Raw genomic sequence first — 22,972 nt, forward strand, 5'->3', positions numbered from 1 at the left:
GAGTGCGGGGAGACGCAGTGGACAAGCCGAAGGTCGTTCTGGGGGTCAGCGGGGGCATCGCCGCGTACAAGGCGTGCGAACTGCTGCGCCGGCTGACCGAGTCCGGTCATGACGTGCGCGTCGTACCGACCGAGTCGTCGCTGCACTTCGTGGGAGCGGCCACCTGGTCGGCGCTCTCCGGCCACCCGGTCTCCACCGAGGTCTGGGACGACGTCCACGAGGTGCCGCACGTCAGGATCGGGCAGGGCGCCGATCTGGTGGTCGTCGCCCCCGCCACCGCCGACATGCTCGCCAAGGCGGCCCATGGCCTTGCCGACGACCTGCTCACCAACACGCTCCTCACCGCCCGCTGTCCGGTCGTCTTCGCGCCCGCCATGCACACCGAGATGTGGGAGCACTCCGCCACCCAGGAGAACGTCGCCACCCTGCGCCGTCGGGGCGCCGTCGTCATCGAGCCCGCCGTCGGCCGGCTCACCGGCGTCGACACCGGCAAGGGCCGACTGCCCGATCCCGGGGAGATCTTCGAGGTCTGCCGCCGGGTGCTGGCCCGCGGGCCCGTCGAACCCGACCTGGCCGGCCGCCACGTGGTCATCAGCGCCGGTGGTACGCGCGAGCCGCTCGACCCGGTGCGCTACCTCGGCAACCGTTCCTCCGGCAAGCAGGGCTACGCCCTGGCCCGCACCGCGGTCGCCCGCGGCGCCCGGGTCACCCTCGTCGAGGCCAACACCGGACTGCCCGACCCGGCCGGCGCCGACGTGCTGCACGCGGGGACCGCCGTGCAGCTCCGCGAGGCCGTGCTGAAGGCCGCCGCGGACGCCGACGTGGTCGTGATGGCTGCGGCGGTCGCCGACTTCCGCCCCGCCGAGTACGCCACGGGAAAGATCAAGAAGAAGGACGGCCAGGAGCCCGCGCCCATCAGGCTCGTCCGCAACCCCGACATCCTCGCCGAGGTGGCCGGCGAACGCGCCCGGCCGGAACAGATCGTCGTCGGATTCGCCGCAGAGACCGACAACGTCCTCGCCAACGGCCGGGAGAAGCTCCGCCGCAAGGGCTGCGACCTCCTCGTGGTCAATGAGGTGGGGGAGCGCCGGACCTTCGGGTCCGAGGAGAACGAGGCGGTCGTGCTCGCCGCCGACGGCGGTGAGACCCAGGTGCCGTACGGGCCCAAGGAAGCGCTCGCCGACACGGTCTGGGATCTCGTGTCGTCGCGTCTCGGATGAAATCCTTGTGCCGCGCCCGCACCCGGTCCGAATCCCTTGAAATATGGGCGTAAATGGCACTGTCCGCTGCGGCACGGCCCCCGTCGGCGGGCCGTGCCGCAGGTCACAGAACTCCCAAAGGGCGAGACATGCTGTCCGCCGAACGGCAGCGACGGATAAACTGGGGCCGGACCGTGCCGGGCGCAGCTCCCGGCAGTCCGCCAAATGATCAGCCAGCAGCCGCTGCAACCCCAGGGAGCGATGTGTCCCGCCGTCTCTTCACCTCGGAATCCGTCACCGAGGGTCACCCCGACAAGATCGCTGACCAGATCAGCGACACCATTCTCGACGCACTGCTCCGTGAGGACCCCCGGTCCCGCGTCGCCGTCGAGACCCTGATCACCACCGGTCTGGTGCATGTTGCGGGTGAGGTCACGACCAAGGCCTACGCCGACATTCCGACCCTCGTACGCAACAAGGTCCTGGAGATCGGCTACGACTCCTCGAAGAAGGGCTTCGACGGCGCCTCCTGCGGTGTCTCGGTGTCCATCGGGGCGCAGTCTCCCGACATCGCGCAGGGTGTCGACACCGCGTACGAGAAGCGGGTCGAGGGCGATGAGGACGAGCTCGACAAGCAGGGCGCCGGCGACCAGGGCCTGATGTTCGGCTACGCCTGCGACGAGACGCCCGAGCTCATGCCGCTCCCGATCCACCTCGCGCACCGGCTCTCCCGCCGGCTCTCCGAGGTCCGCAAGAACGGGACCATCCCGTACCTGCGCCCCGACGGCAAGACCCAGGTCACCATCGAGTACGACGGCGACAAGGCCGTCCGTCTCGACACGGTCGTCGTCTCCTCGCAGCACGCCAGCGACATCGACCTCGACTCGCTGCTCGCGCCCGACATCCGCGAGTTCGTCGTCGAGCACGTGCTAGGGCAGCTGATCGAGGACGGCATCAAGCTGGACACCGACGGCTACCGGCTGCTGGTCAACCCGACCGGGCGCTTCGAGATCGGCGGCCCGATGGGCGACGCCGGTCTGACCGGCCGCAAGATCATCATCGACACCTACGGCGGCATGGCCCGCCACGGCGGCGGTGCCTTCTCGGGCAAGGACCCGTCGAAGGTGGACCGCTCGGCCGCGTACGCCATGCGCTGGGTCGCCAAGAACGTCGTCGCCGCGGGCCTCGCCGCCCGTTGCGAGGTGCAGGTCGCGTACGCGATCGGCAAGGCGGAGCCCGTCGGTCTGTTCGTAGAGACGTTCGGCACCGCCGCCGTCGACACCGAGAAGATCGAGCACGCGATCGGCGAGGTCTTCGACCTCCGCCCGGCCGCGATCATCCGCGACCTCGACCTGCTGCGCCCGATCTACGCCCAGACCGCGGCCTACGGCCACTTCGGCCGGGAGCTCCCCGACTTCACCTGGGAGCGCACCGACCGCGTGGAAGCGCTGCGCAAGGCGGCCGGACTGTAGGACCGCCGCCTTTCGTCCGTACGCCGGGGCCCGGAGACCGCACGCGGTGTCCGGGCCCCGGCACGTCCGGCCCCCGGTACTCCCGCACCGGGGCCGCTGTCAGTGCTGTCTGGTAGGAATTTGGCTGTGAGCAGCGACAACGAGCGATCCGCGGACCCCGGTGACGGGGCCCCGGAGCAGCTTGCGCTGATCCGGGAGACGGTGCGCAGGGCCAAGGTGCCGCGGGCCAAGCCGCGGACCTGGCGCGACGCCGCGCTCGCCAAGGAGCTGCCGGTCGCCCGGGTGCTGGTCAACAAGGGCCTGCTCCACCTCGACCAGTACTTCGACTACGCGGTGCCCGAGGAGCTCGACGCCGAGGCGCAGCCCGGGGTGCGGGTGCGGGTGCGCTTCGGGGCCGGGGGACGCAATGTGCGCGGCGGACGGCGCGAGGGCGGCGGGCTGATCGACGGCTTCCTCATCGAGCGGCGCGCCGAATCGGACTACACGGGCGCCCTCGCGGCGCTCGCCTACGTCGTATCGCCCGAACCGGTGCTGGGGCCCGATCTGCTCGCGCTCTCCCGCGCCGTCGCCGACCGCTACGCCGGCAGCCTCGCCGATGTGCTCCAGCTCGCCGTGCCGCCCCGGAACGGCAGGGCCGAGTCGAGGCCCTCGCCCGAGCCGCTGCCACCGCCGCCCGCGCCGTCGGCGGGGAGCTGGGAGCGGTACGCGCAGGGGTCGGCGTTCCTGCGGGCGCTGGCCGAGGGCGGGGCGCCCCGGGCCGTCTGGACCGCGCTGCCCGGACCCCACTGGCCCGAGGAGATCGCCAGGGCCATGGCCGCGACCCTCGCGTCCGGGCGTGGCGCCCTCGTCGTCGTCCCCGACGGCCGGGCCGCGGCGCGGGTGGACGCCGCGCTCACCGGCCTGCTCGGCCCGGGACGCCACGCGCTGCTGACCGCTGACTCCGGGCCGGAGAAGCGGTACCGGGAGTGGCTCGCCGTGCGGCGCGGCTCGGTGCGGGCGGTCGTCGGGACCAGAGCGGCGATGTTCGCACCGGTCGCCGATCTCGGCCTGGTCGCCGTCTGGGACGACGGGGACGCCAGCCACAGCGACGACAACGCCCCCTTCCCGCACGTCCGCGAGGTGCTCGAACTGCGGGCCGCGCACGGCCGGTGCGCGTTCCTGCTCGGCGGTACGAACTGCACGGTGGAGGCCGCCCAGCTGGTCGAGAGCGGCTGGGCGCTGCCACTGCGCGCGGACCGGGAGCAGCTGCGGATCGCGGCGCCCCTGGTGCGTACGGTCGGCGACGGGGAGCTGGCGCGGGACGGTGCCGCGAGGGCCGCACGGCTGCCCAGCCTGGCCTGGCAGACCGTACGGGACGGGCTGCGCAGCGGCCCCGTCCTGGTCCAGGTGCCACGCCGAGGCTACGCGCCGCGGCTGGCCTGCGAGCGCTGCCGCGAGCCCGCCCGCTGCCGGCACTGCGCCGGACCGCTCCAGGCACCGGACCAGCGGGGGCTCGACTGCGCCTGGTGCGGGCGGGCCGAGACCGCCTGGCACTGCGTCGCCTGCGGTTCCAACCGGCTGCGGGCCCAGATCGTCGGCGCCCGCCGGACGGCCGAGGAACTCGGCCGGGCGTTCCCGGCCGTGCCGGTGCGGACCTCCGGCCGCGACCACGTCCTCGACTCGGTGCCGGACGCGCCCGCACTGGTCGTCAGCACCCCCGGCGCCGAGCCCGTGGCCGAGAGCGGCTACGCGGCCGCGCTGCTGCTGGACGGCTGGGCGATGGTCGGCCGCCCCGATCTGCGGGCGGGCGAGGAGGCGCTGCGCCGGTGGACGGCCGCGGCCTCGCTGGTGCGGGGGCAGCCGGAGGGCGGCACGGTGGTGGTCGTCGCCGAGCCGACGCTGCGGCCGGTACAGGCCCTGGTGCGCTGGGACCCGGTCGGACACGCCCGCCGTGAGCTGGCGGAGCGGGCCGAGCTGGGCTTCCCCCCGGTGTCCCGGATGGCCTCGGTGACCGGTGCGCCTCAGGCGCTGGCTGCCTTTCTCGCGGCGGCCGAGCTGCCGCCGGAGGCCGAGGTGCTGGGCCCGGTCCCGGTGCCGGCGGGCGGACCGGGCAGGCCCCGCAGGCCCGGGGACGCACCGCCCGGGGAGTCCTGGGAGCGGGCGCTGCTCAGGGTGCCGCCGGGCAGCGGGGCGGCGCTGGCGGCCGCGCTGAAGGCCGCGCAGGCGGCGCGCATGTCCCGGGGGAGCGGTGAGCAGGTCCGGATCAGAGTGGATCCGCCGGACATCGGGTGACGGCGCGGACATGGGGCTGCCCCGCCGTGCGTCGGGCGCGGCGGGGCAGTGGTGGACGGGTCGGTCAGCCGTTGCGCGGGCCGGGGAAGGCGCCGGGGCGCAGGTCCTCGCGCCGTGTCGGGCGGTCCACCGACGGCTGCGGCGGCATGGAGCGGGCGGCGGGTACGGCGGGCAGCGCGGGCGTGCCGCCGGAGCCGGGGACGACGGGCAGGGCGCGCGGCACCGCGGTCTCCCCGGCGGCTTCGGCCGTCCCGGGCTGCCGGGCGTTGCGGCGTGCGCCGTAGCGGCGGTGCACCGCCTGCTTGGTGACCCCGAGCGCGGAGCCCACCGCGTCCCAGGAGAAGCCCAGCGAGCGGTCGAAGTCGACCGCGGCGGTGACCAGGGTCTCGACGCTGTCGCGCAGTTCCTGGGCCAGCCTGACGGTGGGGGCCGGGGCCCTGCCGTAGACGACGAAGCCCGTGGACGGGCCGGGGCGGCGCGGACGGTAGACGTTGCCCAGTTGGGCGGTGAGCGTGCGCAGCGCGTCCACCTGCCGCCGGACCCGCTCGATGTCCCGCACCAACAGATGCAGACTGGCCCTCGCTTGGGCGTCGTGGGTTGCGTGGTCGGCCATGAAGAAGCCTCTCGAACCGGCGTTGAAAGGGATCGGGCCGCACCGTGGCGGCTCGCTTCGGTCAATCTCTCTTGACCAACGCGTCAGCCGTGGATCTGGTCACGCACCAGGGGCGCGTGCGCCTTTCAAAGGGGCGCACGGCCATGCGTACGCCCCCCGGCCGCCCGGCCCATAGACTTGTGCGTTGCTCGTCACCGCACGTTCCGGCCCGAGAGGCAGTCAGCCACCCATGAAGCTCGTCTTCGCAGGCACCCCCGAGGTAGCCGTACCCGCCCTGGACGCCCTGATCGCCTCCGACCGGCACGAGGTGGCCGCCGTCGTGACCCGGCCCGACGCCCCCGCCGGGCGCGGCCGCCGACTGGTCGCCAGCCCGGTCGCCGAGCGCGCCGAGGAGGCCGGCATCGAGGTGCTCAAGCCCGCCCGGCCGCGCGACGAGGACTTCCTCGCCCGGCTGCGGGAGATCGCCCCGGACTGCTGTCCGGTCGTCGCCTACGGGGCGCTGCTTCCCAAGGACGCGCTCGCCGTACCCGCCCGCGGCTGGGTCAACCTCCACTTCTCGCTGCTGCCCGCCTGGCGCGGCGCGGCCCCCGTGCAGCACGCGGTCATGGCCGGGGACGAGGTGACCGGCGCGTCGACCTTCCTGATCGAGGAGGGGCTCGACTCCGGCCCGGTGTACGGCGTCCTCACCGAGGAGGTGCGCCCCACCGACACCAGCGGCGACCTGCTCACCCGGCTGGCGTTCGCCGGCGCGGGGCTGCTCGCCGCGACGATGGACGGCATCGAGGACGGCACGCTGCACGCCGTGCCGCAGCCGGCGGAGGGCATCACCCTCGCCCCGAAGATCACCGTCGAGGACGCCCAGGTGCAGTGGTCGGCGCCCGCACTGCGGGTCGACCGCGTGGTGCGTGGCTGCACCCCCGCCCCCGGGGCCTGGACGCTCTTCCGGGGGGAGCGGCTGAAGCTGATCCAGGCGGTTCCCGTCCTGGACCGTGCCGATCTGGCGCCCGGCGAGCTGTCCGCGGCCAAGAACAACGTCTACGTGGGCACCGGATCGCATGCCGTCGAGCTGCTCTGGGTCCAGCCGCAGGGCAAGAAGCCGATGCGGGCCGCGGACTGGGCCCGCGGGGTGCGGATCGCCCACGGCGAGCTGCTGGGGATCTGAGGCCCCGCGCCGGCGGGGCGGCGACGTAGGCTGGGAGGGTTCGCCCCCTCACCGTCAGCGGAGCACCTTTCACGTGAACGACCAGCAGCGTCGCCGTCCCGCCAAGCCGCATCGCCGCCCCAGGAAGGACCCGGTCCGGTTCCTCGCCTTCGAAGCCCTCAGGGCCGTCGACGAACGGGACGCGTACGCCAACCTCGTCCTGCCCCCGTTGCTGAAGAAGGCGCGCGCCAACGACGACTTCGACAACCGGGACGCGGCGCTGGCGACCGAGCTGGTCTACGGCACGCTGCGCCGCCAGGGCACGTACGACGCGATCGTCGCGGCCTGCATCGACCGGCCGCTGCGCGAGGTCGACCCGCCGGTCCTGGACGTGATCGACATGGGCGTGCACCAGCTGCTCGGCACCCGTATCCCCACCCACGCCGCGGTCTCCGCCAGCGTGGAGCTGGCCCGGGTGGTGCTCGGTGAGGGACGGGCCAAGTTCGTCAACGCCGTGCTGCGCAAGGTCTCCGCGGACGACCTCGACGGCTGGGTGGCCCGGGTGGCGCCGTCGTACGAGGAGGACCCCGAGGACCACCTCGCGGTCGTGCACTCGCATCCGCGCTGGGTCGTCTCGGCCCTGTGGGACGCGCTGGGCGGCGGCCGGGCCGGCATCGAGGACCTCCTCGAAGCGGACAACGAACGGCCGGAGGTCACCCTGGTCGCCCGCCCCGGCCGCTCCACCACCGACGAGCTGCTCACCGCCCTCGGCGACGGGAACGGCCTGCCGGGCCGCTGGTCGCCCTATGCCGTGCGGATGGCGGAGGGCGGCGAGCCCGGCGCGCTGACCGCCGTCCAGGAAGGCCGGGCCGGGGTCCAGGACGAGGGCAGCCAGCTGGTGGCCGCCGCCCTCGCCAACGCGCCGGTGGAGGGCAGTGACAACCGCTGGCTCGACGGCTGCGCGGGCCCCGGCGGCAAGGCCGCCCTGCTCGCCGCGCTCGCCGCCGAACGGGGCGCCGCCCTGCTCGCCGCCGAGAAGCAGCCGCACCGCGCCCGGCTCGTCGAGCGCGCGCTGGCCGGGAACCCCGGCCCGTACCAGGTGATCACCGCCGACGGCACCCGCCCGCCGTGGCGGCCCGGCAGCTTCGACCGGGTCCTGATGGACGTGCCGTGCTCGGGCCTCGGCGCCCTGCGCCGCCGCCCGGAGGCGCGCTGGCGGCGCCGCAAGGAGGACCTGGAGAACTTCGCCCCGCTCCAACGCGCCCTGCTGCGCGAGGCGTTGAAGGCCGTACGGGTCGGCGGCGTCGTCGGCTACGCGACCTGCTCGCCGCATCTCGCGGAGACCCGGGTCGTCGTCGACGACGTGCTGAAGGGGCGGGGCGGTCAGCCCGTCGAGGCCGAGTGGGTGGACGCCCGCCCGCTGATGCCGGGCGTGCCCGCGCTGGGCGACGGCCCCGACGTCCAGCTGTGGCCGCATCTGCACGGCACGGACGCGATGTACCTGGCCCTGCTGCGGCGTACCGCCTGAACCGGCCGGTGCGGCCCGCGGCCTCCCGAAGCGCCCGCCACGGGCCGAAACGCCCGTATCGCGCGGTCGGGGCGCCTCGATCGCGCGAACTGTAATGATCCCGTGAGGCTTTGGCCCGTACCAGGGCGGGGAAGTGGCGCGGAACATGGCAGGCTTGGGACATGGCCCAGATCAACCCCAGCATCCTGTCCGCCGACTTCGCCCGTCTCGCCGAGGAGGCGAAGGCGGTCGAAGGCGCCGACTGGCTCCACGTCGATGTGATGGACAACCATTTCGTGCCCAATCTGACGCTCGGCGTGCCGATCGTCGAATCGCTCAGCCGGGCCACAAAGACCCCGCTGGACTGCCATCTGATGATCGAGGACCCCGACCGCTGGGCGCCCCGGTACGTCGAGGCCGGCGCCGGTTCCGTCACCTTCCACGCGGAGGCCGCGGCGGCCCCCGTACGGCTGGCGCGGGAGATCCGGGCCAAGGGTGCCCGTGCCTCCATGGCGCTCAAGCCCGCCACGCCCATCGAGCCGTACGAGGACCTGCTCCCCGAGCTCGACATGCTGCTGATCATGACGGTGGAGCCGGGCTTCGGCGGCCAGGCCTTCCTGGACATCATGCTGTCGAAGATCCGCCGTACCCGTGAGCTGATCTCCAAGCACGGCCTCGAACTGTGGCTCCAGGTCGACGGCGGCGTCTCCGCCGCCACCATCGAGCGGTGCGCCGAGGCCGGTGCGGATGTCTTCGTCGCGGGTTCGGCGGTGTACGGGGCGGCGGACCCGGCCGAGGCGGTGCGGGCTCTGCGTGCCCAGGCCGACGGGGCCACCGCCTCGGCGGCCTGGGCGTGCGGCCATTGACGCCGGAACCGACGCCCGCCGCCGATTGCGGGTCGGCCGGGCCAAGGGCAGATGAACGCGGTCCGACGGGACCGATCAGGGAACGCCGGATCTGACAGGATGAACGGCGTATCGAGAGTGTGAACAGCAGTGAGGAGAGCGCGGTGTCTGCAATGTCGGCGGGCCGGTCCGCCCTGCGGATGGGGCCCGCGGAGCTGGTGCAGGCGGCGGCCATGGCCCGCCGCTTCTACCTCGAGGGAAAGTCGAAGATCCAGATCGCCGAGGAGTTCGGTGTCAGCCGCTTCAAGGTGGCCCGGGTCCTGGAGACGGCTCTTGAGCGCGACCTCGTACGGATCGAGATCCGCGTCCCCGCCGAGCTGGACGCCGAGCGTTCCGACGCGCTCCGTGCCCGCTACGGGCTGCGTCACGCGGTCGTCGTCGAGTCCCCGGCCGAGGAGCAGGACGACGCACCGGACCCGGAGAACCTGGGCGAGGTCGCGGCCGATCTCCTCGGCGAACTGGTGAACGAGGGCGATGTGCTCGGGCTGGCCTGGGGCCGGTCCACCATCCACATGGCCGCGGCGCTCGACCGGCTGCCGCCGTGCACGGTCGTCCAGCTCACCGGGGTGTACGACGCGGGGACGGCCGAGCGCGGCTCCGTCGAGGCGGTCCGGCGGGCCGCCCAGGTGTCCGGCGGCGAGGCCCACCCCATCTACGCCCCGATGCTGCTGCCCGACCCGGCCACGGCCGCCGCGCTGCGCCACCAGACCGGTATCGCCCGCGCCTTCGAGTACTTCGACAAGGTGACGGTCGCGGCGGTCTCCATCGGCTCCTGGGAGCCGGGCATCTCGACCGTCCACGACATGCTCAGCGACGAGGAGCGGGCGCACTACGCCTCGCTCGGCGTCGCGGCGGAGATGTCGGCGCACCTCTTCGACACCGAGGGCCGGCGGGTCGGCCGGGACCTGGGGGAGCGGTGCATCACGGTCGAGGCCGACCGGCTGCGCCGGATCCCCGAGGTGGTGGCGATCGCGGGCGGTCAGCGCAAGGCCGCGGCGATCGGGGCGGTGCTGAGGTCCGGGCTCGTCACCAGCCTGGTGACGGACACCGCGGCGGCCGACTATCTGCTGACGGAGTCGGCGGCGCCGCAGCGGCCTGCGCTGGAGCGGGCCGACCCGGACGGGGACTGAGCGGCCCCCACGACCGCCCGGACACAAGGCCGCCCGGACAGCGCACGCGCCGTCCGGGCGGCCTTGTGTCCGGCGGGGGCCTCAGTCCCGGACCAGGCCCAGGACCGTCGCCTCCAGATACTCCTCCGGCTCCTCGTACTGACTCACATCGGCCGGGTTGTAGCGCGGGGTCTGCCGCGACCAGTCGAGATTGCCGCGCATCCAGCTCCGCATGCCGTCCAGGTACGGCGTGAGCATCCAGGACAGCTGCGGGTACGCGGCCAGCAGCTCGGACTCGGCGGCGAGGAAGCGCTCCGTCTCCGCCGCGATCCGGGCACAGACGTGTTCGAGCGCCTCCCGCTCGCCGTAGCCGCGATGGTGCCGGACCAGATGGACGAGATTGTGGATCTCGCCGAGCACCTGCTCCTTCTCGTACGAATACACGTCGTTGGCCCAGCACACGATGTTGCACGAGGCTTCCAGCGCGGTGATGAACCGGGAGTCGTTGTGGATCGACTCGGGAGCCTCGATCCCGGCCACGATCTCTATCAGGTCCATGCAGACATGTATCGCACCGGTGTGACGGCGCTTGGCGATGTACGTCTCCTCCGACGGCACCACGCCTGCGGCCCGGTTCCCCGCCTCCCACGTGGTGGCCGTCGTGAGGTACGTGGTGAGGTGCCAGCCGAACCGGGTGCGCCAGTGCGGGGCGGCGGTCGGCGTCGTGCGCTCCCACAGGTCGGCCAGGGCGACCACGGCGGCGGGGAGCTGCCCGTCCGGCAGGGTGCCGGGGGTGTCGTCCTCGATCACGGTCCGCATCAGCTCGACCACGTCGCGCACCCGCTCGGGGCTGCGGCCGAGATGGCCGTCGTCGAGCTGGTCGTCGACGAGAAACAGCCATACGAACCAGTCGGCGACGAGGTCGAGATTCTTGCTGTCCGCGGTCGGATGCACCATGCCGACGAACGACCCGAAGTCCGCCTGCGCGAAGCGGTCCCTGGCCGAATCGCGGTGTACCAGGCCGGTGTTGCGCGTCCATTCTTCGAGGTGGACTCGGGTGTGCCCGACGTTCGGGTTGGTTCGCTGGGGGAACGGGCAGTAGATGTCCGGCAGTTCGCTCTCCACGGGTGGGTCGTGATCCTCTCCGGTCGTACGTGTGACGGAAGTTGTGACCCTTCCGGCTGTTCCTCCGGGGCGTAGACGAGACCCACGGGACCTGCGGGTTTGAAGCTACCGGACCCCTTGTCACCAGGTCCAGGGCAGATGATCGCGAATGATTCCCCTGTCCTTCGGGTAGGGTCCGCCGGCACGGCAGGTTCCACTTGCCCGGGACGCCCGCCCGGCTCGTTACGGAGGAACATACGAACGCGGGTGCCTTTTGTTGTGTCTTCGTGGAAGCGACCTGCTCCATTTCGTGTGAAAAAATGAGCGTTATGCGTTTTCTTGAGCCCGGTACTGGTCGTTACACAGACTCCCCCTCGGTCCCGTACGACCTCACGTACGACGACGTCTTCATGGTCCCGGGCCGTTCGGCAGTCGGTTCCCGCCAGGGTGTCGACCTCTCCTCGCCCGACGGCACCGGCACCACCATCCCGCTCGTCGTGGCGAACATGACGGCCATCGCGGGCCGCCGGATGGCCGAAACGATCGCCCGCCGCGGTGGGCTCGTCGTCATCCCGCAGGACATCCCGATCGAGGTCGTCACCGATGTCATCTCCTGGGTGAAAACGCGACACCTGGTGCTCGACACGCCGATCGTGCTGGCCCCGGGCCAGACGGTCGCCGACGCCCTGTCGCTGCTGCCGAAGCGCGCGCACGGCGCGGGCGTCGTCGTCGACGAGGAGCAGCGGCCCCTCGGTGTCGTCACCGAGCACGACCTGACCGGCGTCGACCGCTTCACCCAGCTCTCCGAGGTCATGTCCAAGGACCTGGTGCTGCTCGACTCGGACATCGACCCGCGCGACGCGTTCAACAAGCTGGACGGCGCCCACCGCAAGCTCGCCCCCGCGGTCGACGCGGACGGGCGGCTCGTCGGCATCCTCACCCGCAAGGCCGCACTGCGCGCCACCCTGTACACCCCCGCCACCGACGCCGAGGGCAGGCTGCGGATCGCCGCCGCCGTCGGGATCAACGGCGACGTCGCGGGCAAGGCCAAGCAGCTCCTGGACGCGGGCGTCGACACCCTCGTCGTGGACACCGCCCACGGCCACCAGGAGTCCATGATCAACGCGGTCCGGGCCGTCCGCGCGCTCGACCCGCAGGTCCCGGTCGTCGCGGGCAACATCGTCGCCGCCGAGGGCGTGCGCGACCTCGTCGAGGCCGGCGCGGACATCATCAAGGTCGGTGTCGGACCCGGCGCCATGTGCACCACCCGGATGATGACCGGTGTGGGCCGGCCGCAGTTCTCCGCCGTTCTGGAGTGCGCCGCCGAGGCGAAGAAGTACGGCAAGCACGTCTGGGCGGACGGCGGCGTCCGGCACCCGCGCGATGTCGCCATGGCGCTCGCCGCCGGCGCGTCCAACGTGATGATCGGCTCCTGGTTCGCCGGTACGTACGAGTCGCCCGGCGACCTCCAGCAGTCCGCCGACGGCCGCTTCTACAAGGAGTCCTTCGGCATGGCGTCCGCGCGCGCCGTGAAGAACCGCACGTCGGACGAGTCCGCCTACGACCGGGCCCGCAAGGCGCTCTTCGAAGAGGGCATCTCCACCTCGCGGATGTTCCTGGACCCGGCCAGGCCGGGCGTCGAGGACCTGATCGACTCGATCATCGCGGGCGTCCGCTCCTCATGCACCTACGCCGGTGCGGGCTCCCTGGCGGAGTTCGCCGAGAAGGCGGTCGTCGGGGTGCAGAGCGCCGCCGGATACGCCGAGGGCAAGCCGCTGCACGCGAGCTGGAGTTGATCCCGGAGTACCGCAACGCCGTTGCCCTTCCAGGCCGTTCGGGCCCGGAGGGGCACCGGCGTCTTCGGGTACTTCCGCCGGAGGGAACGGGTGTCCGGTTCCGGACCTGGGCAAACTCCAATTGCCCGCCGGTCTAAGACCGACCGGCAATAGGGGGGCGGCGTCGCGGGGCTGGGCACGCACATCTGCCGCGTTGTCGTCAATCAACAACTTCCCCAAGCTCTCGGCTTCGCTCGAGCAGGGGAGACCCCATTGCGTTGCCTCAATCCTCCGCCTTGCAGCTGCACGCACCCAGCCCCGCTCCTTCACCCACCCCCCAATTGCCGGTCGGTCTAAGTAACATGAATCCCAATCAGCTGCCCGTTCCTCTGCGGTAAGGGATCTCATGTCCTTCTTCACCGACCTGGCCCATCAGTACATCGACGGAGAGTGGAGGCCGGGCAAGGGTTCCTGGGACATCATCGACTTCAATCCGTACAACGGGGAGAAGCTCGCCTCGATCACGGTCGCCACGGCCGACGAGGTGGACCAGGCCTACCGGTCCGCGCAGGACGCCCAGCGGGCCTGGGGCGAGACCAATCCGTACGCCAGGCGGATGGTGCTGGAGCGGGCGCTGCGCATCGTCGAGGAGCGGGAGTCCGAGATCGGTGACGCGATCGTCGCGGAACTGGGCGGCACCCGGCTGAAGGCGGCCTTCGAGCTGCATCTCGCCAAGGAGTTCCTGCGGGAGTCGGTCCAGCTCGCGCTGCGGCCCACCGGGCAGATACTGCCCTCGCCGACCGAGGGCAAGGAGAACCGCGTCTACCGGGTGCCCGTCGGCGTCGTGGGTGTCATCAGCCCCTTCAACTTCCCCTTCCTGCTGTCGCTGAAGTCGGTCGCCCCCGCCCTGGCGCTCGGCAACGCGGTGGTGCTCAAGCCGCACCAGAACACCCCGGTCTGCGGCGGCACGCTGGTGGCGAAGGTGTTCGAGGAGGCGGGTCTGCCGGCCGGCCTGCTCAACGTCGTGGTCACCGACATCGCCGAGATCGGCGACGCCCTGCTGGAGCACCCCGTTCCGCAGGTCATCTCCTTCACCGGCTCGGACAAGGTGGGGCGGCACGTCGCCATGGTCTGCGCGGCGAACCTCAAGCGCGCCGTGCTCGAACTCGGCGGCAACAGCGCGCTGATCGTCCTTGACGACGCCGATCTGGACTACGCCGTGGACGCGGCCGTGTTCAGCCGGTACGTGCACCAGGGCCAGGTCTGCATGGCCGCCAACCGGATCCTGGTCGACCGGTCGGTGGAGAAGGAGTTCACCGAGAAGTTCGTCGCCAAGGTCGCCTCGCTGCCGGTCGGCGACCCGGCCGACCCGCAGACCGTGATCGGCCCGTTGATCAACTCCTCGCAGGCCGAGGCGATTTCCTCGCTCGTCGAGCAGACCGTGGCGGCCGGTGCGACGGCCCTGCTGCACGGCCGGGCCGAGGGCAATCTGGTGAGTCCGTCCGTGCTGACCGGGCTGGCCGCCGATTCCCCCGTCCTGTCCCAGGAGATCTTCGGGCCGGTCGCGCTCGTCGTGCCGTTCGACGGGGAGGACGAGGCCGTACGGATCGCCAACGACACCCCGTACGGACTGAGCGGCGCGGTGCACACCGGCGACATCGAGCGCGGCGTACGGGTCGGGCAGCGCATCCACACCGGCATGATCCACATCAACGACGGCACGGTCCACGACGAGCCCATCGTGCCCTTCGGCGGCGAGAAGAGCTCCGGCCTCGGCCGGCTGAACGGTGACGCGATGGCCGAGGCCTTCACCACCCAGAAGTGGATCTCGGTGCAGCACGGCCGCTCGCAGTTCCCGTTCTGACCGGGCACGTCCTGCGGTGAGCGCGCCCGGCCGGGCGCGCCGTGGTCTACTTCGGGGGCGGCCCGTGCCGCCCCCGACACCGGCCATCGCAGAGAAGTGAACCGCCCGAAGTGCGCCTGAACGACCTCGACGAACGCATCGTCCACGCCCTCGCCGAAGACGCCCGGCGCTCCTATGCCGACATCGGCGCGGTGATCGGCCTGTCCGCCCCCGCCGTGAAACGCCGGGTGGACCGGCTGCGCGCCGAGGGCGCCATCACCGGCTTCACGGTCCGGGTGGACCCGGCTGCGCTGGGCTGGGAGACCGAGGGGTTCATCGAGATCTACTGCAGCCGCAACACCTCGCCGGAGGCGATCAAGCAGGGGCTCGCGCGCTATCCGGAGATCGCGTCGGCCTCCACGGTGACGGGGGAGGCCGACGCGATCGTGCAGGTCTTCGCCGCGGACATGCGCCACTTCGAGCAGGTACTGGAGCGGATCGCGGGCGAGCCGTACGTGGAGCGGACGAAGTCCGTGCTGGTGCTGTCGCCTCTGCTGCGGCGGTACTCCTCGGGCGCGCCGGAGTAGGTTCCGCGCGCCGGGCCGTGTGAGACCTGGGTCACCCATTTGACCTGCACAGACGCCCCACGCAATGAATCGCCGCGCACGGCTGTCGGCGCGCAACGGATCGACGGTGCACGCGCAACGCTCGCGCCTTGTCCGGCGCGAGCGGCGGACCGTACCTTCGATACGTCCCCGCCCAGCCCGCACCGTCCGAGGTCAGCCATGCCGCCGTTGCGCACCGCCCTGCTCCAGAACTCCGGACGACCCGGGCACGTGGCCGAGAACATCGAGGTGCTCGACGGCGCCGCGCGGCGGTCGGCGGATGCCGGGGCGCGGCTGCTGGTCTGCCCCGAACTCTTCCTGACCGGATACGCGATCGGGGCCGATGTGCCCCGGCTGGCCGAGCCGGCCGACGGGCCGTCCGCCCTGGCCGTCGGCGAGATCGCCGCACGGCACGGGCTCGCCGTCCTCTACGGCTACCCGGAGCGCGCGGGCGAGCAGGTATTCAACGCCGCACAGCTCATCGGCCCGGACGGGACACCGCTCGCCAACTACCGCAAGACCCATCTCTTCGGCTCCTTCGAGCACGAATGGTTCACCCCGGGCGAGCAGACCGTGGTCCAGGCCGAACTGGACGGCGTATGCATCGGGATCATGATCTGTTACGACGTGGAGTTCCCGGAGAACGTCCGCGCCCACGCCCTCGCGGGCACCGATCTGCTCCTGGTGCCCACCGCGCAGATGCACCCCTTCCAGTTCGTCGCCGAGTCCGTCGTGCCCGTCCGGGCCTTCGAGAACCAGATGTACGTGGCGTACGTCAACCGGACCGGCCCGGAGGGCGAGTTCGAGTTCGTCGGGCTGAGCTGCCTGGCCGGCCCCGACGGCGCCGTCCGCAGCCGCGCCGGACGCGGCAAGGAACTGGTCGTCGGCGAGGTGGACCCCGCGCTGCTGAGCGCCTCGCGGACCGCCAACCCGTATCTGCACGACCGCCGCCCCGGCCTGTACGGCTCCCTCGTCTGAGCCCGCTCTCCCCGTTCCAATTCTTCATCCGCGCAAGGAGTCCGTACCCCATGACGTCCACGGTGCCCAACGCCGTCCAGCACACCGACGCCACCGAACCGATCACCATGTTCGGGCCGGACTTCCCCTACGCGTACGACGACTTCCTGGCGCACCCCGCCGGGATCGGGCAGATACCCGCGACCGGGCACGGCACCGAGGTGGCCGTCATCGGTGGCGGGCTCTCCGGCATCGTCGCCGCGTACGAGCTGATGAAGATGGGGCTCAAGCCCGTCGTCTACGAGGCGGACCGGATCGGCGGCCGGCTGCGCACCGTCGGCTTCGAGGGCTGCGATCCGCAGCTCACCGCCGAGATGGGCGCGATGCGCTTCCCGCCGTCCTCCACCGCGCTCCAGCACTACATCGACCTGGTCGGACTGGAGACGAAGCCGTTCCCCAACCCGCTCTCCGCGGCCACCCCGTCGACCGTCGTCGACCTCAAGGGCGAGTCGCACTACGCGCGGACCATCGACGACCTGCCGCAGGTCTACCGCGATGTGATGGACGCCTGGAACCGCTGCCTGGAGGAGGGCGCGGACTTCTCCGACATGAACCGCGCGATGCGCGAGCGCGACGTGCCGCGCATCCGCGAGATCTGGGCGGAGCTCGTCAAGAAGCTCGACAACCAGACCTTCTACGGATTCCTCTGCGACTCCGACGCCTTCAAGTCGTTCCGGCACCGGGAGATCTTCGGCCAGGTCGGCTTCGGTACCGGCGGCTGGGACACCGACTTCCCCAACTCCATCCTGGAGATCCTGCGCGTCGTCTACACCGAGGCGGACGACCACCACCGGGGCATCGTCGGCGGCAGCCAGCAGCTCCCGCTGCGGCTCTGGGACCGCGAGCCGCAGAAGATCGTCCACTGGCCGCTCGGTACGTCGCTGTCCTCGCTCCACAACGGCGAGCCGCGCCCCGCCGTGACCCGGCTGAACCGCACCGCCGGCAACCGGATCACCGTCACCGACGCCACCGGCGACATCCGTACCTACCCGGCCGCGATCTTCACCGGACAGTCCTGGCTGCTGCTCTCGAAGATCGACTGCGACGACGCGCTCTTCCCGATCGACCACTGGACGGCGATGGAGCGCACCCACTACATGGAGTCGTCCAAGCTCTTCGTCCCCGTCGACCGGCCGTTCTGGCTGGACGAGGACCCGGCCACCGGGCGGGACACCATGTCGATGACGCTCACCGACCGGATGACCCGGGGGACGTACCTCCTGGACGACGGCCCCGACCGGCCCGCCGTCATCTGCCTCTCGTACACCTGGTGCGACGACAGCCTGAAGTGGCTGCCGCTCTCCCCGAACGAGCGCATGGACGTCATGCTCAAGTCGCTCGGCGAGATCTACCCGGACGTCGACATCAGGAAGCACGTCATCGGCAACCCGGTGACGGTGTCCTGGGAGAACGAGCCCTGGTTCATGGGGGCCTTCAAGGCCAACCTGCCTGGCCACTACCGCTACCAGCGGCGGCTGTTCACCCACTTCATGCAGGACCGGCTGCCCGCCGACCGGCGGGGTCTGTTCCTCGCGGGCGACGACATCTCCTGGACGGCCGGATGGGCCGAGGGCGCCGTACAGACCGCGCTCAACGCCGTCTGGGGCGTGATGACCCAGTTCGGCGGCGCGACCGATGCGACGAACCCCGGCCCCGGCGACGTCTTCGACGACATCGCCCCGGTCGAACTCCCGGAGGACTGAAAGGCGTTACGGCCTCCGTTACGCGGGCCGGCAGACGCTGCGCTGCCGGCCGAGGCCCGAGATCTCGACCTCCATCACATCGCCCGGGCCCAGGTAGGGGAAGCGGCCGGACAGTGCCACGCCCTGTGGGGTACCGGTGTTGATGACGTCGCCCGGCTCCAGCACCAGGTACTGCGACAGATGGTGCACCAGATGCGCCACGCTGAAGATCATGTCCGCGGTGCTGGAGTCCTGCCGCGGCTCGCCGTTGACATGGCTGCGCAGCCGCAGCTGCTGCGGGTCGCCGACCTCGTCGGCCGTCACCAGCACCGGGCCGAGCGGGTTGAACGTGGCGCAGCTCTTGCCCTTGGACCACTGCCCGCCCGACTCCTCCAGCTGGAAGGCGCGTTCGGAGACGTCGTTGCTGACGGCGTAGCCCGCGATGTGCGCGGCGGCGTCGGCGGGGGAGTCCAGGTAGGAGGCGTGGCGGCCGATGACGACGGCCAGCTCCACCTCCCAGTCCGTCTTCTTCGAGCCGCGCGGGATCAGCACGTCGTCGTACGGGCCGACGACGGTGTTCGGCGACTTGTAGAAGAGGATCGGCTGCTCGGGCGGCTCGGCACCCGACTCCGCCGCGTGGGCCGCGTAGTTCTGGCCGATGCAGAGCAGTGCGGAGGGCCGGGCCACAGGGGCGCCGATCCGCAGGCCCGTGATGTCGATCTCCGGGAGCACCGGCTCGGCGGGGACCAGATGCGGATTGTCGGTGAGCGCGGCGAGGAACGCGCCGTCGATGTCGTCGGTGATGCCGGACAGGTCGTGGTGACGGCCCTCGGGGCAGACGAGGACCGGGCGCTCGTGGCCCGGCTCGCCGATGCGCATCAGTCGCATGAAGTGAAATCTCCTGAACGGTACGGGGGTCGAGGGCTCGGCGAGCCCTTGGACCCGACCGGCAAACGGGGGGCGGCGTCGCGGGGCTGGGCACGCACATCTGCGGCGTTGTCGTCAATCACCAACTTCCCCAAGCTCTCGGCTTCGCTCGAGCAGGGGAGACCCCATTGCGTTGGTTCAATCCTCCGCCTTGCAGCTGCACGCACCCAGCCCCGCTCCTTCTCCCACCCCCCATTTGCCGGTCGGTCTTAATGCAGGCGGGCGAGGGCGTCGGCGGTGACGGCGTGGGCCGGGGGGCGCCCGGCGAGCAGCCGCAGCACCTCGTCGACCGCGCTCGCGCCGAGCCGCTGCCGGCACTCGACGCTGCCCGCCGCCTGGTGCGGGGTGAGCAGCACGTTCGGCAGGGCACGGAAGGGGTGGCCGGTGGGCAGCGGCTCGGCGTCGAAGACGTCGATCGCCGCGTCCAGCCGGCCCGCGGCCAGCTCGGCGAGGAGCGCGTCCTCGTCGACCAGCCACGACCTGGCGGTGTTCACCAGACCCGCCCCGTCAGGCATCAGCGCCAGCTGCTCGGCGCCGATCATCCGGTGGGTCTCCTCGGTGACCGGCGCGTGCACGGCCACGATCCTGCTGCGCGAAAGCAGTGTCTCCAGGGGTACGGACTCCACGCCGAGCGCCTCGGCGTCCGAGTCGGACAGGTACGGGTCGGTGACGCACACCCGCGCGCCCATCGCCCGTACCAGGGCGATGTAGGCGCGCCCGGTGCGGGAGGCGCCGATCACGCCGATGTCGCTGCCGTGGATCTCGTGGCGCGGCGGGGCCTCGCTCGCCGCATCCCACTCCAGCCCGCCGCGCAGGGCGTGGTCGAAGCGGTGGACGCGGTGGAGCAGCGAGAGCGTGAACGCGAGGGCCACCTCGGCGACCGGGCGGGCCATCTCGTCACCGGCCTGGGTGACCAGGATGCCCCGCCGGAACACCTCCTCGGTGACATAGGGCGCGACCGCGGAACCGGTGTGCGCCACCAGCTCCAGCCGGTCGGCCGATGCCAGGAGCCCGGCGTCCACCTTCGGCGCCCGCCACGAGGTGATCAGCGCACGGGCGCCGGGCAGCGCGGCCGCGACCGCCGCCCGGTCGGAGTGGTCGTCGACGACGGTGAGTCCGGCCGCCCGCTCCAGCTCCCGCCACACCCCGGCCGTGAAGAACTGGGCCCGCAGCTCCGGCGGCACGGCGACAACCACCCGGGAGCGGTCGGCGGGGTCAGGAGAGCCAGGCATCGAGGTGCTCCGCAACGAAGGCGTCATCGGTCAGCCAAGGGTAGGCCGCGGCCACCCGGCTGATCTCCTCGGCCTGTCCGGGGGAGAGCGTCTCGGCCGGGTCCAGACACCGGATGTTCGCCAACAGGCCCTGGCGGCACAGCACTTCGTGCACCCCGGCGATGCAGCCGCGGAACGCGCCGCGTACATCGAAGACCGCGCTGTTGGCATCGGTCAGTTCCGGGCGGCGGGCCAGGCAGCGCACCATCGCCTCGTGGTCCCCGCCGCGGGCCTTCCTGACGTCGTCGAGGAGCGTCACCGCGGAGCCGGTCCACACGGCCCACTGGCCGAGGAGCCCGCCCGCGAACCAGCGGGGCGTGCCGCTCGCCGTCTCGTACGGGGTGAGCAGATCACCGATGATGTCGTCGTCGTTGCCGGTGTACAGCGCCACCTCGTCGGCCCGGTCGGCGGCGGCCACGGCGCGTACGACATCCGCGGTGCGGTAGCGGTCGAACGGGGCGATCTTCACCGCGGCCGTGTTCGGCAGATCGGTGAACGAGGACCAGAAGTGCGGCGACAGATAGCGTCCGCCGACGGCCTCCTGGAGGTAGAAGCCGATCACCGGCAGCACCTCGCCGACCGCCCGCGCCCGCTCCAGCAGCCCCTTCTCGTCCGCGCCGGGCACGGCCGGGCTGAGCAGCACCGCGTCGTAGCCGAGCCCGGCGGCGGTCTCGGCCTCCGACACGGCCTGCGCCGTGTAGCCGCAGGCACCGGCGACCTTGATGAACGGACGGCCGGCCTCGGCGTCGATCGTCTCGGCGGCGAGCTCCAGGACCGGCCGGAACAGGCCGACCTCCGGTTCGCGGATCTCGAACTGGGTGGTGTGCACGGCGACGGCGACGCCGCCCGCGCCCGAGGCGAGGTAGTAGCGGGTCAGCGCACGCTGCCGGCGCTCGTCGAAGGAGCCGTCGTCGTGCAGGGCGAGCGGGTGCGCGGGGATCACGGCACCGCGGGCGAGCGCGTCCAGGGCGGGGGCCGGCACGAGGGAGGGAGTGGACATGGAGTGGATCAGAACCTTCCGTCACGGACCTGGAACTTGGTGGGCTTGCCGGACAGCGGCAGCCCGCGGCGCAGCCAGTCGGCCTGCCACTCGACGAGGGTGCGCAGGGTGACGTCCGGGTAGCCGAACAGCGCATGGCAGCGGCTCGCGTCGGAGAGCAGCGCGGTGGGCGCCTCCTCGCCGGCGAGGACCGGCTCCTTGCCGAACTCCTCGCCGAACCACTGGGCGATGCGGCGCACCGAGGCGGTCTCGGGGCCGGTGAGGTTGAGGGTGAACGCCTCGCCGTCGGTGGCGTGCAGCAGCGAGCGCAGGGCGACCTCGTTGGCGTAGCCCTGCCACACCACATTGGCGTGACCGGTCGTCACATCGACGGGTTCGCCCGCCTGGACCCGGTAGGCGATGTCGGCGAGGACGCCGTAGCGCAGGTCGACCGCGTAGTTGAGGCGGATGTTGGCGACCCTGGTGCCACGGGTCAGCGCCGCGTGGCCGAAGATCCGCTCCCGGCCCAGGCACGACATGGCGTACTCGCCGACCGGGCCGACCGGGTCGCTCTCGGTGCAGCCGCCGGAGGAGACCGGCACCAGCGGGTACACATTGCCGGTGGAGAACGCGGCGATCCGCGCATCCGACCAGCGGCGCGCCACCCGGTCCGGCATCGCGGCGTTGACCGCCCAGGCGTGCGAAGGGGCCCCGGCGGAGCCGAACTTGGCGCCGACCATGAAGACGATGTTCCCGGCGTCCGGCAGCCCGGCCAGATCGGCGGCCGGGTCCATCAGGTCGAAGGCCACGGTGGAGACCCCGGCGGCCTCCAGCTCGTCGGCGGCGGACTTGTCGGACCAGCGGGAGACCGCGTACACGGTCACGTCCTGGCGGCCCGCGGCGTCCAGCGCGCGGCGGGCCAGCCGGCACAGGCTGGGGCCCATCTTGCCGCCGGCGCCGAGTACCAGCAGATCGCCTTCGAGGCGGCCGAGATCGGCGACGAGCGCGGGGGAGGGGGTGGCGAGACGCTCTTCGAGCGCCGCTTCATCGGTGAACATAATTGCGTGGGTCATCCCTTGATTCCGGACGCGGTGACGCCCTCGGTGAAGTAGCGCTGGCCCACCAGGTAGGCGGCGAAGATGGGCACGAACGCGATGACGGAGCCGGAGAGCACCACATTGAGCGGTACGTTCTGCTGCTGGAGCGAGGCGATGCCGACGGTGAGGGTGCGCATGTCGGTGGACTGGCCGATGATCAGCGGCCACAGGAAGTCGTTCCAGTGCCACAGGAAGACGAAGACGCCGAGCGTGGCCAGGATCGGCTTCAGCAGCGGGAGCACGATCCGGTAGAAGATCTGCCACTCGTTGCAGCCGTCCAGCCGGGCCGCCTCGAACAGTTCGTCCGGCAGCCCCTGGATGAACTGCCGCATCAGGAAGACGGCCTGGGCGTTGGCCAGGGTCGGCACGATGAGGCCCCAGTACGTGTCCACGCCGCCCAGCTTCGCGATCATCGCGAAGGTCGGGATCATCGTGACGTGGTACGGGACCATCAC

The 22,972-nt window shown here is 71.9% G+C and carries 19 protein-coding genes; 12 read left to right on the top strand and 7 right to left on the bottom strand.

Annotated elements, in window-relative coordinates; translation table 11 throughout:
• Positions 1–17: 17 nt before the first annotated feature.
• From coaBC to BT364_RS08830, 3 genes are all read left to right on the top strand, one after another.
• On the top strand, positions 18–1,220 hold the full coding sequence (gene coaBC / locus BT364_RS08820) for a bifunctional phosphopantothenoylcysteine decarboxylase/phosphopantothenate--cysteine ligase CoaBC (protein WP_072484548.1): 1,203 nt from the start codon (positions 18–20) through the stop codon (positions 1,218–1,220).
• A 242-nt stretch (positions 1,221–1,462) separates the two neighbouring features.
• The gene (gene metK / locus BT364_RS08825; RefSeq protein WP_072484549.1) at positions 1,463–2,671 is read left to right on the top strand and encodes a methionine adenosyltransferase; all 1,209 of its coding nucleotides are present in this window, start codon (positions 1,463–1,465) and stop codon (positions 2,669–2,671) included.
• A gap of 126 nt (positions 2,672–2,797) precedes the next feature.
• A complete protein-coding gene (locus BT364_RS08830; protein ID WP_072484550.1) occupies positions 2,798–4,942 on the top strand; it encodes a primosomal protein N' in 2,145 nt (714 codons plus the stop codon).
• A gap of 64 nt (positions 4,943–5,006) precedes the next feature.
• Here BT364_RS08830 and BT364_RS08835 read toward each other — a convergent pair whose 3' ends face one another.
• Positions 5,007–5,555, bottom strand: a complete 549-nt coding sequence (locus BT364_RS08835; RefSeq protein WP_072484551.1) for a hypothetical protein — start codon at positions 5,553–5,555, stop codon at positions 5,007–5,009.
• Positions 5,556–5,784: 229 nt separating this feature from the next.
• On the opposite strand from BT364_RS08835, the gene fmt reads away from it, so the two are divergent.
• From fmt to BT364_RS08855, 4 genes are all read left to right on the top strand, one after another.
• Positions 5,785–6,717 (top strand): methionyl-tRNA formyltransferase, encoded by a 933-nt coding sequence (gene fmt, locus BT364_RS08840; RefSeq protein ID WP_072484552.1) that lies wholly within the window; start codon positions 5,785–5,787, stop codon positions 6,715–6,717.
• A 73-nt stretch (positions 6,718–6,790) separates the two neighbouring features.
• Complete coding sequence (locus tag BT364_RS08845; RefSeq protein WP_072484553.1) at positions 6,791–8,224, top strand: RsmB/NOP family class I SAM-dependent RNA methyltransferase; 1,434 nt, start codon at positions 6,791–6,793, stop codon at positions 8,222–8,224.
• Positions 8,225–8,385: 161 nt separating this feature from the next.
• Positions 8,386–9,069: a ribulose-phosphate 3-epimerase gene (rpe, locus tag BT364_RS08850; RefSeq protein WP_072484554.1), complete on the top strand. Its 684-nt coding sequence runs from the start codon at positions 8,386–8,388 to the stop codon at positions 9,067–9,069.
• 152 nt (positions 9,070–9,221) lie between these two features.
• Positions 9,222–10,238 carry a sugar-binding transcriptional regulator gene (locus BT364_RS08855; RefSeq protein WP_072484555.1) on the top strand — a complete coding sequence of 339 codons (1,017 nt, stop codon included), beginning with the start codon at positions 9,222–9,224 and terminating at the stop codon, positions 10,236–10,238.
• 81 nt (positions 10,239–10,319) lie between these two features.
• Here BT364_RS08855 and BT364_RS08860 read toward each other — a convergent pair whose 3' ends face one another.
• Positions 10,320–11,342, bottom strand: coding sequence for a terpene synthase family protein (locus tag BT364_RS08860; protein WP_072484556.1), 1,023 nt, complete (start codon positions 11,340–11,342; stop codon positions 10,320–10,322).
• 308 nt (positions 11,343–11,650) lie between these two features.
• Here BT364_RS08860 and BT364_RS08865 point away from each other — a divergent pair, with 308 nt between their 5' ends.
• From BT364_RS08865 to BT364_RS08885, 5 genes are all read left to right on the top strand, one after another.
• The gene (locus BT364_RS08865; protein ID WP_072484557.1) at positions 11,651–13,117 is read left to right on the top strand and encodes a GuaB1 family IMP dehydrogenase-related protein; all 1,467 of its coding nucleotides are present in this window, start codon (positions 11,651–11,653) and stop codon (positions 13,115–13,117) included.
• A 385-nt stretch (positions 13,118–13,502) separates the two neighbouring features.
• On the top strand, positions 13,503–14,960 hold the full coding sequence (locus tag BT364_RS08870; protein WP_072484558.1) for an aldehyde dehydrogenase family protein: 1,458 nt from the start codon (positions 13,503–13,505) through the stop codon (positions 14,958–14,960).
• 110 nt (positions 14,961–15,070) lie between these two features.
• Complete coding sequence (locus tag BT364_RS08875; RefSeq protein ID WP_072484559.1) at positions 15,071–15,526, top strand: Lrp/AsnC family transcriptional regulator; 456 nt, start codon at positions 15,071–15,073, stop codon at positions 15,524–15,526.
• Positions 15,527–15,724: 198 nt separating this feature from the next.
• Entirely contained in the window at positions 15,725–16,522 is a 798-nt protein-coding gene (locus tag BT364_RS08880) for a carbon-nitrogen hydrolase family protein (protein WP_072484560.1), read from the top strand.
• 50 nt (positions 16,523–16,572) lie between these two features.
• Entirely contained in the window at positions 16,573–18,264 is a 1,692-nt protein-coding gene (locus tag BT364_RS08885) for a flavin monoamine oxidase family protein (protein ID WP_072484561.1), read from the top strand.
• 18 nt (positions 18,265–18,282) lie between these two features.
• Here the strand turns inward: BT364_RS08885 and BT364_RS08890 are convergent, their stop codons facing one another.
• The 5 genes from BT364_RS08890 to BT364_RS08910 all read right to left on the bottom strand — a co-directional run.
• Positions 18,283–19,131: a fumarylacetoacetate hydrolase family protein gene (locus tag BT364_RS08890; protein WP_072484562.1), complete on the bottom strand. Its 849-nt coding sequence runs from the start codon at positions 19,129–19,131 to the stop codon at positions 18,283–18,285.
• Positions 19,132–19,379: 248 nt separating this feature from the next.
• Positions 19,380–20,402, bottom strand: a complete 1,023-nt coding sequence (locus tag BT364_RS08895) for a hydroxyacid dehydrogenase (protein ID WP_072484563.1) — start codon at positions 20,400–20,402, stop codon at positions 19,380–19,382.
• Positions 20,386–21,441 (bottom strand): dihydrodipicolinate synthase family protein, encoded by a 1,056-nt coding sequence (locus BT364_RS08900; RefSeq protein WP_072484564.1) that lies wholly within the window; start codon positions 21,439–21,441, stop codon positions 20,386–20,388. The genes BT364_RS08895 and BT364_RS08900 overlap by 17 nt, the downstream gene beginning before the upstream one ends.
• 8 nt (positions 21,442–21,449) lie before the next feature.
• Entirely contained in the window at positions 21,450–22,478 is a 1,029-nt protein-coding gene (locus BT364_RS08905) for an NAD-dependent epimerase/dehydratase family protein (RefSeq protein ID WP_079179362.1), read from the bottom strand.
• Between the two features lie 11 nt (positions 22,479–22,489).
• On the bottom strand, positions 22,490–22,972 hold a 483-nt coding region (locus tag BT364_RS08910; protein WP_143166463.1), incomplete at its 5' end, for a carbohydrate ABC transporter permease.

It is taken from the genome of Streptomyces atratus (assembly GCF_900119365.1).
Classification (GTDB): domain Bacteria; phylum Actinomycetota; class Actinomycetes; order Streptomycetales; family Streptomycetaceae; genus Streptomyces; species Streptomyces atratus_B.

What these genes read in the sequence shown, in the direction of transcription:
- BT364_RS08835 (WP_072484551.1), bottom strand. Translation starts at nt 5,555, where the DNA reads ATGGCCGACCACGCAACCCACGACGCCCAAGCGAGGGCCAGTCTGCAT.
- fmt (WP_072484552.1), top strand. Translation starts at nt 5,785, where the DNA reads ATGAAGCTCGTCTTCGCAGGCACCCCCGAGGTAGCCGTACCCGCCCTG.
- rpe (WP_072484554.1), top strand. Translation starts at nt 8,386, where the DNA reads ATGGCCCAGATCAACCCCAGCATCCTGTCCGCCGACTTCGCCCGTCTC.
- BT364_RS08855 (WP_072484555.1), top strand. Translation starts at nt 9,222, where the DNA reads ATGTCGGCGGGCCGGTCCGCCCTGCGGATGGGGCCCGCGGAGCTGGTG.
- BT364_RS08865 (WP_072484557.1), top strand. Translation starts at nt 11,651, where the DNA reads ATGCGTTTTCTTGAGCCCGGTACTGGTCGTTACACAGACTCCCCCTCG.
- BT364_RS08870 (WP_072484558.1), top strand. Translation starts at nt 13,503, where the DNA reads ATGTCCTTCTTCACCGACCTGGCCCATCAGTACATCGACGGAGAGTGG.
- BT364_RS08880 (WP_072484560.1), top strand. Translation starts at nt 15,725, where the DNA reads ATGCCGCCGTTGCGCACCGCCCTGCTCCAGAACTCCGGACGACCCGGG.
- BT364_RS08885 (WP_072484561.1), top strand. Translation starts at nt 16,573, where the DNA reads ATGACGTCCACGGTGCCCAACGCCGTCCAGCACACCGACGCCACCGAA.
- BT364_RS08890 (WP_072484562.1), bottom strand. Translation starts at nt 19,131, where the DNA reads ATGCGACTGATGCGCATCGGCGAGCCGGGCCACGAGCGCCCGGTCCTC.
- BT364_RS08895 (WP_072484563.1), bottom strand. Translation starts at nt 20,402, where the DNA reads ATGCCTGGCTCTCCTGACCCCGCCGACCGCTCCCGGGTGGTTGTCGCC.
- BT364_RS08900 (WP_072484564.1), bottom strand. Translation starts at nt 21,441, where the DNA reads ATGTCCACTCCCTCCCTCGTGCCGGCCCCCGCCCTGGACGCGCTCGCC.
- BT364_RS08905 (WP_079179362.1), bottom strand. Translation starts at nt 22,478, where the DNA reads ATGTTCACCGATGAAGCGGCGCTCGAAGAGCGTCTCGCCACCCCCTCC.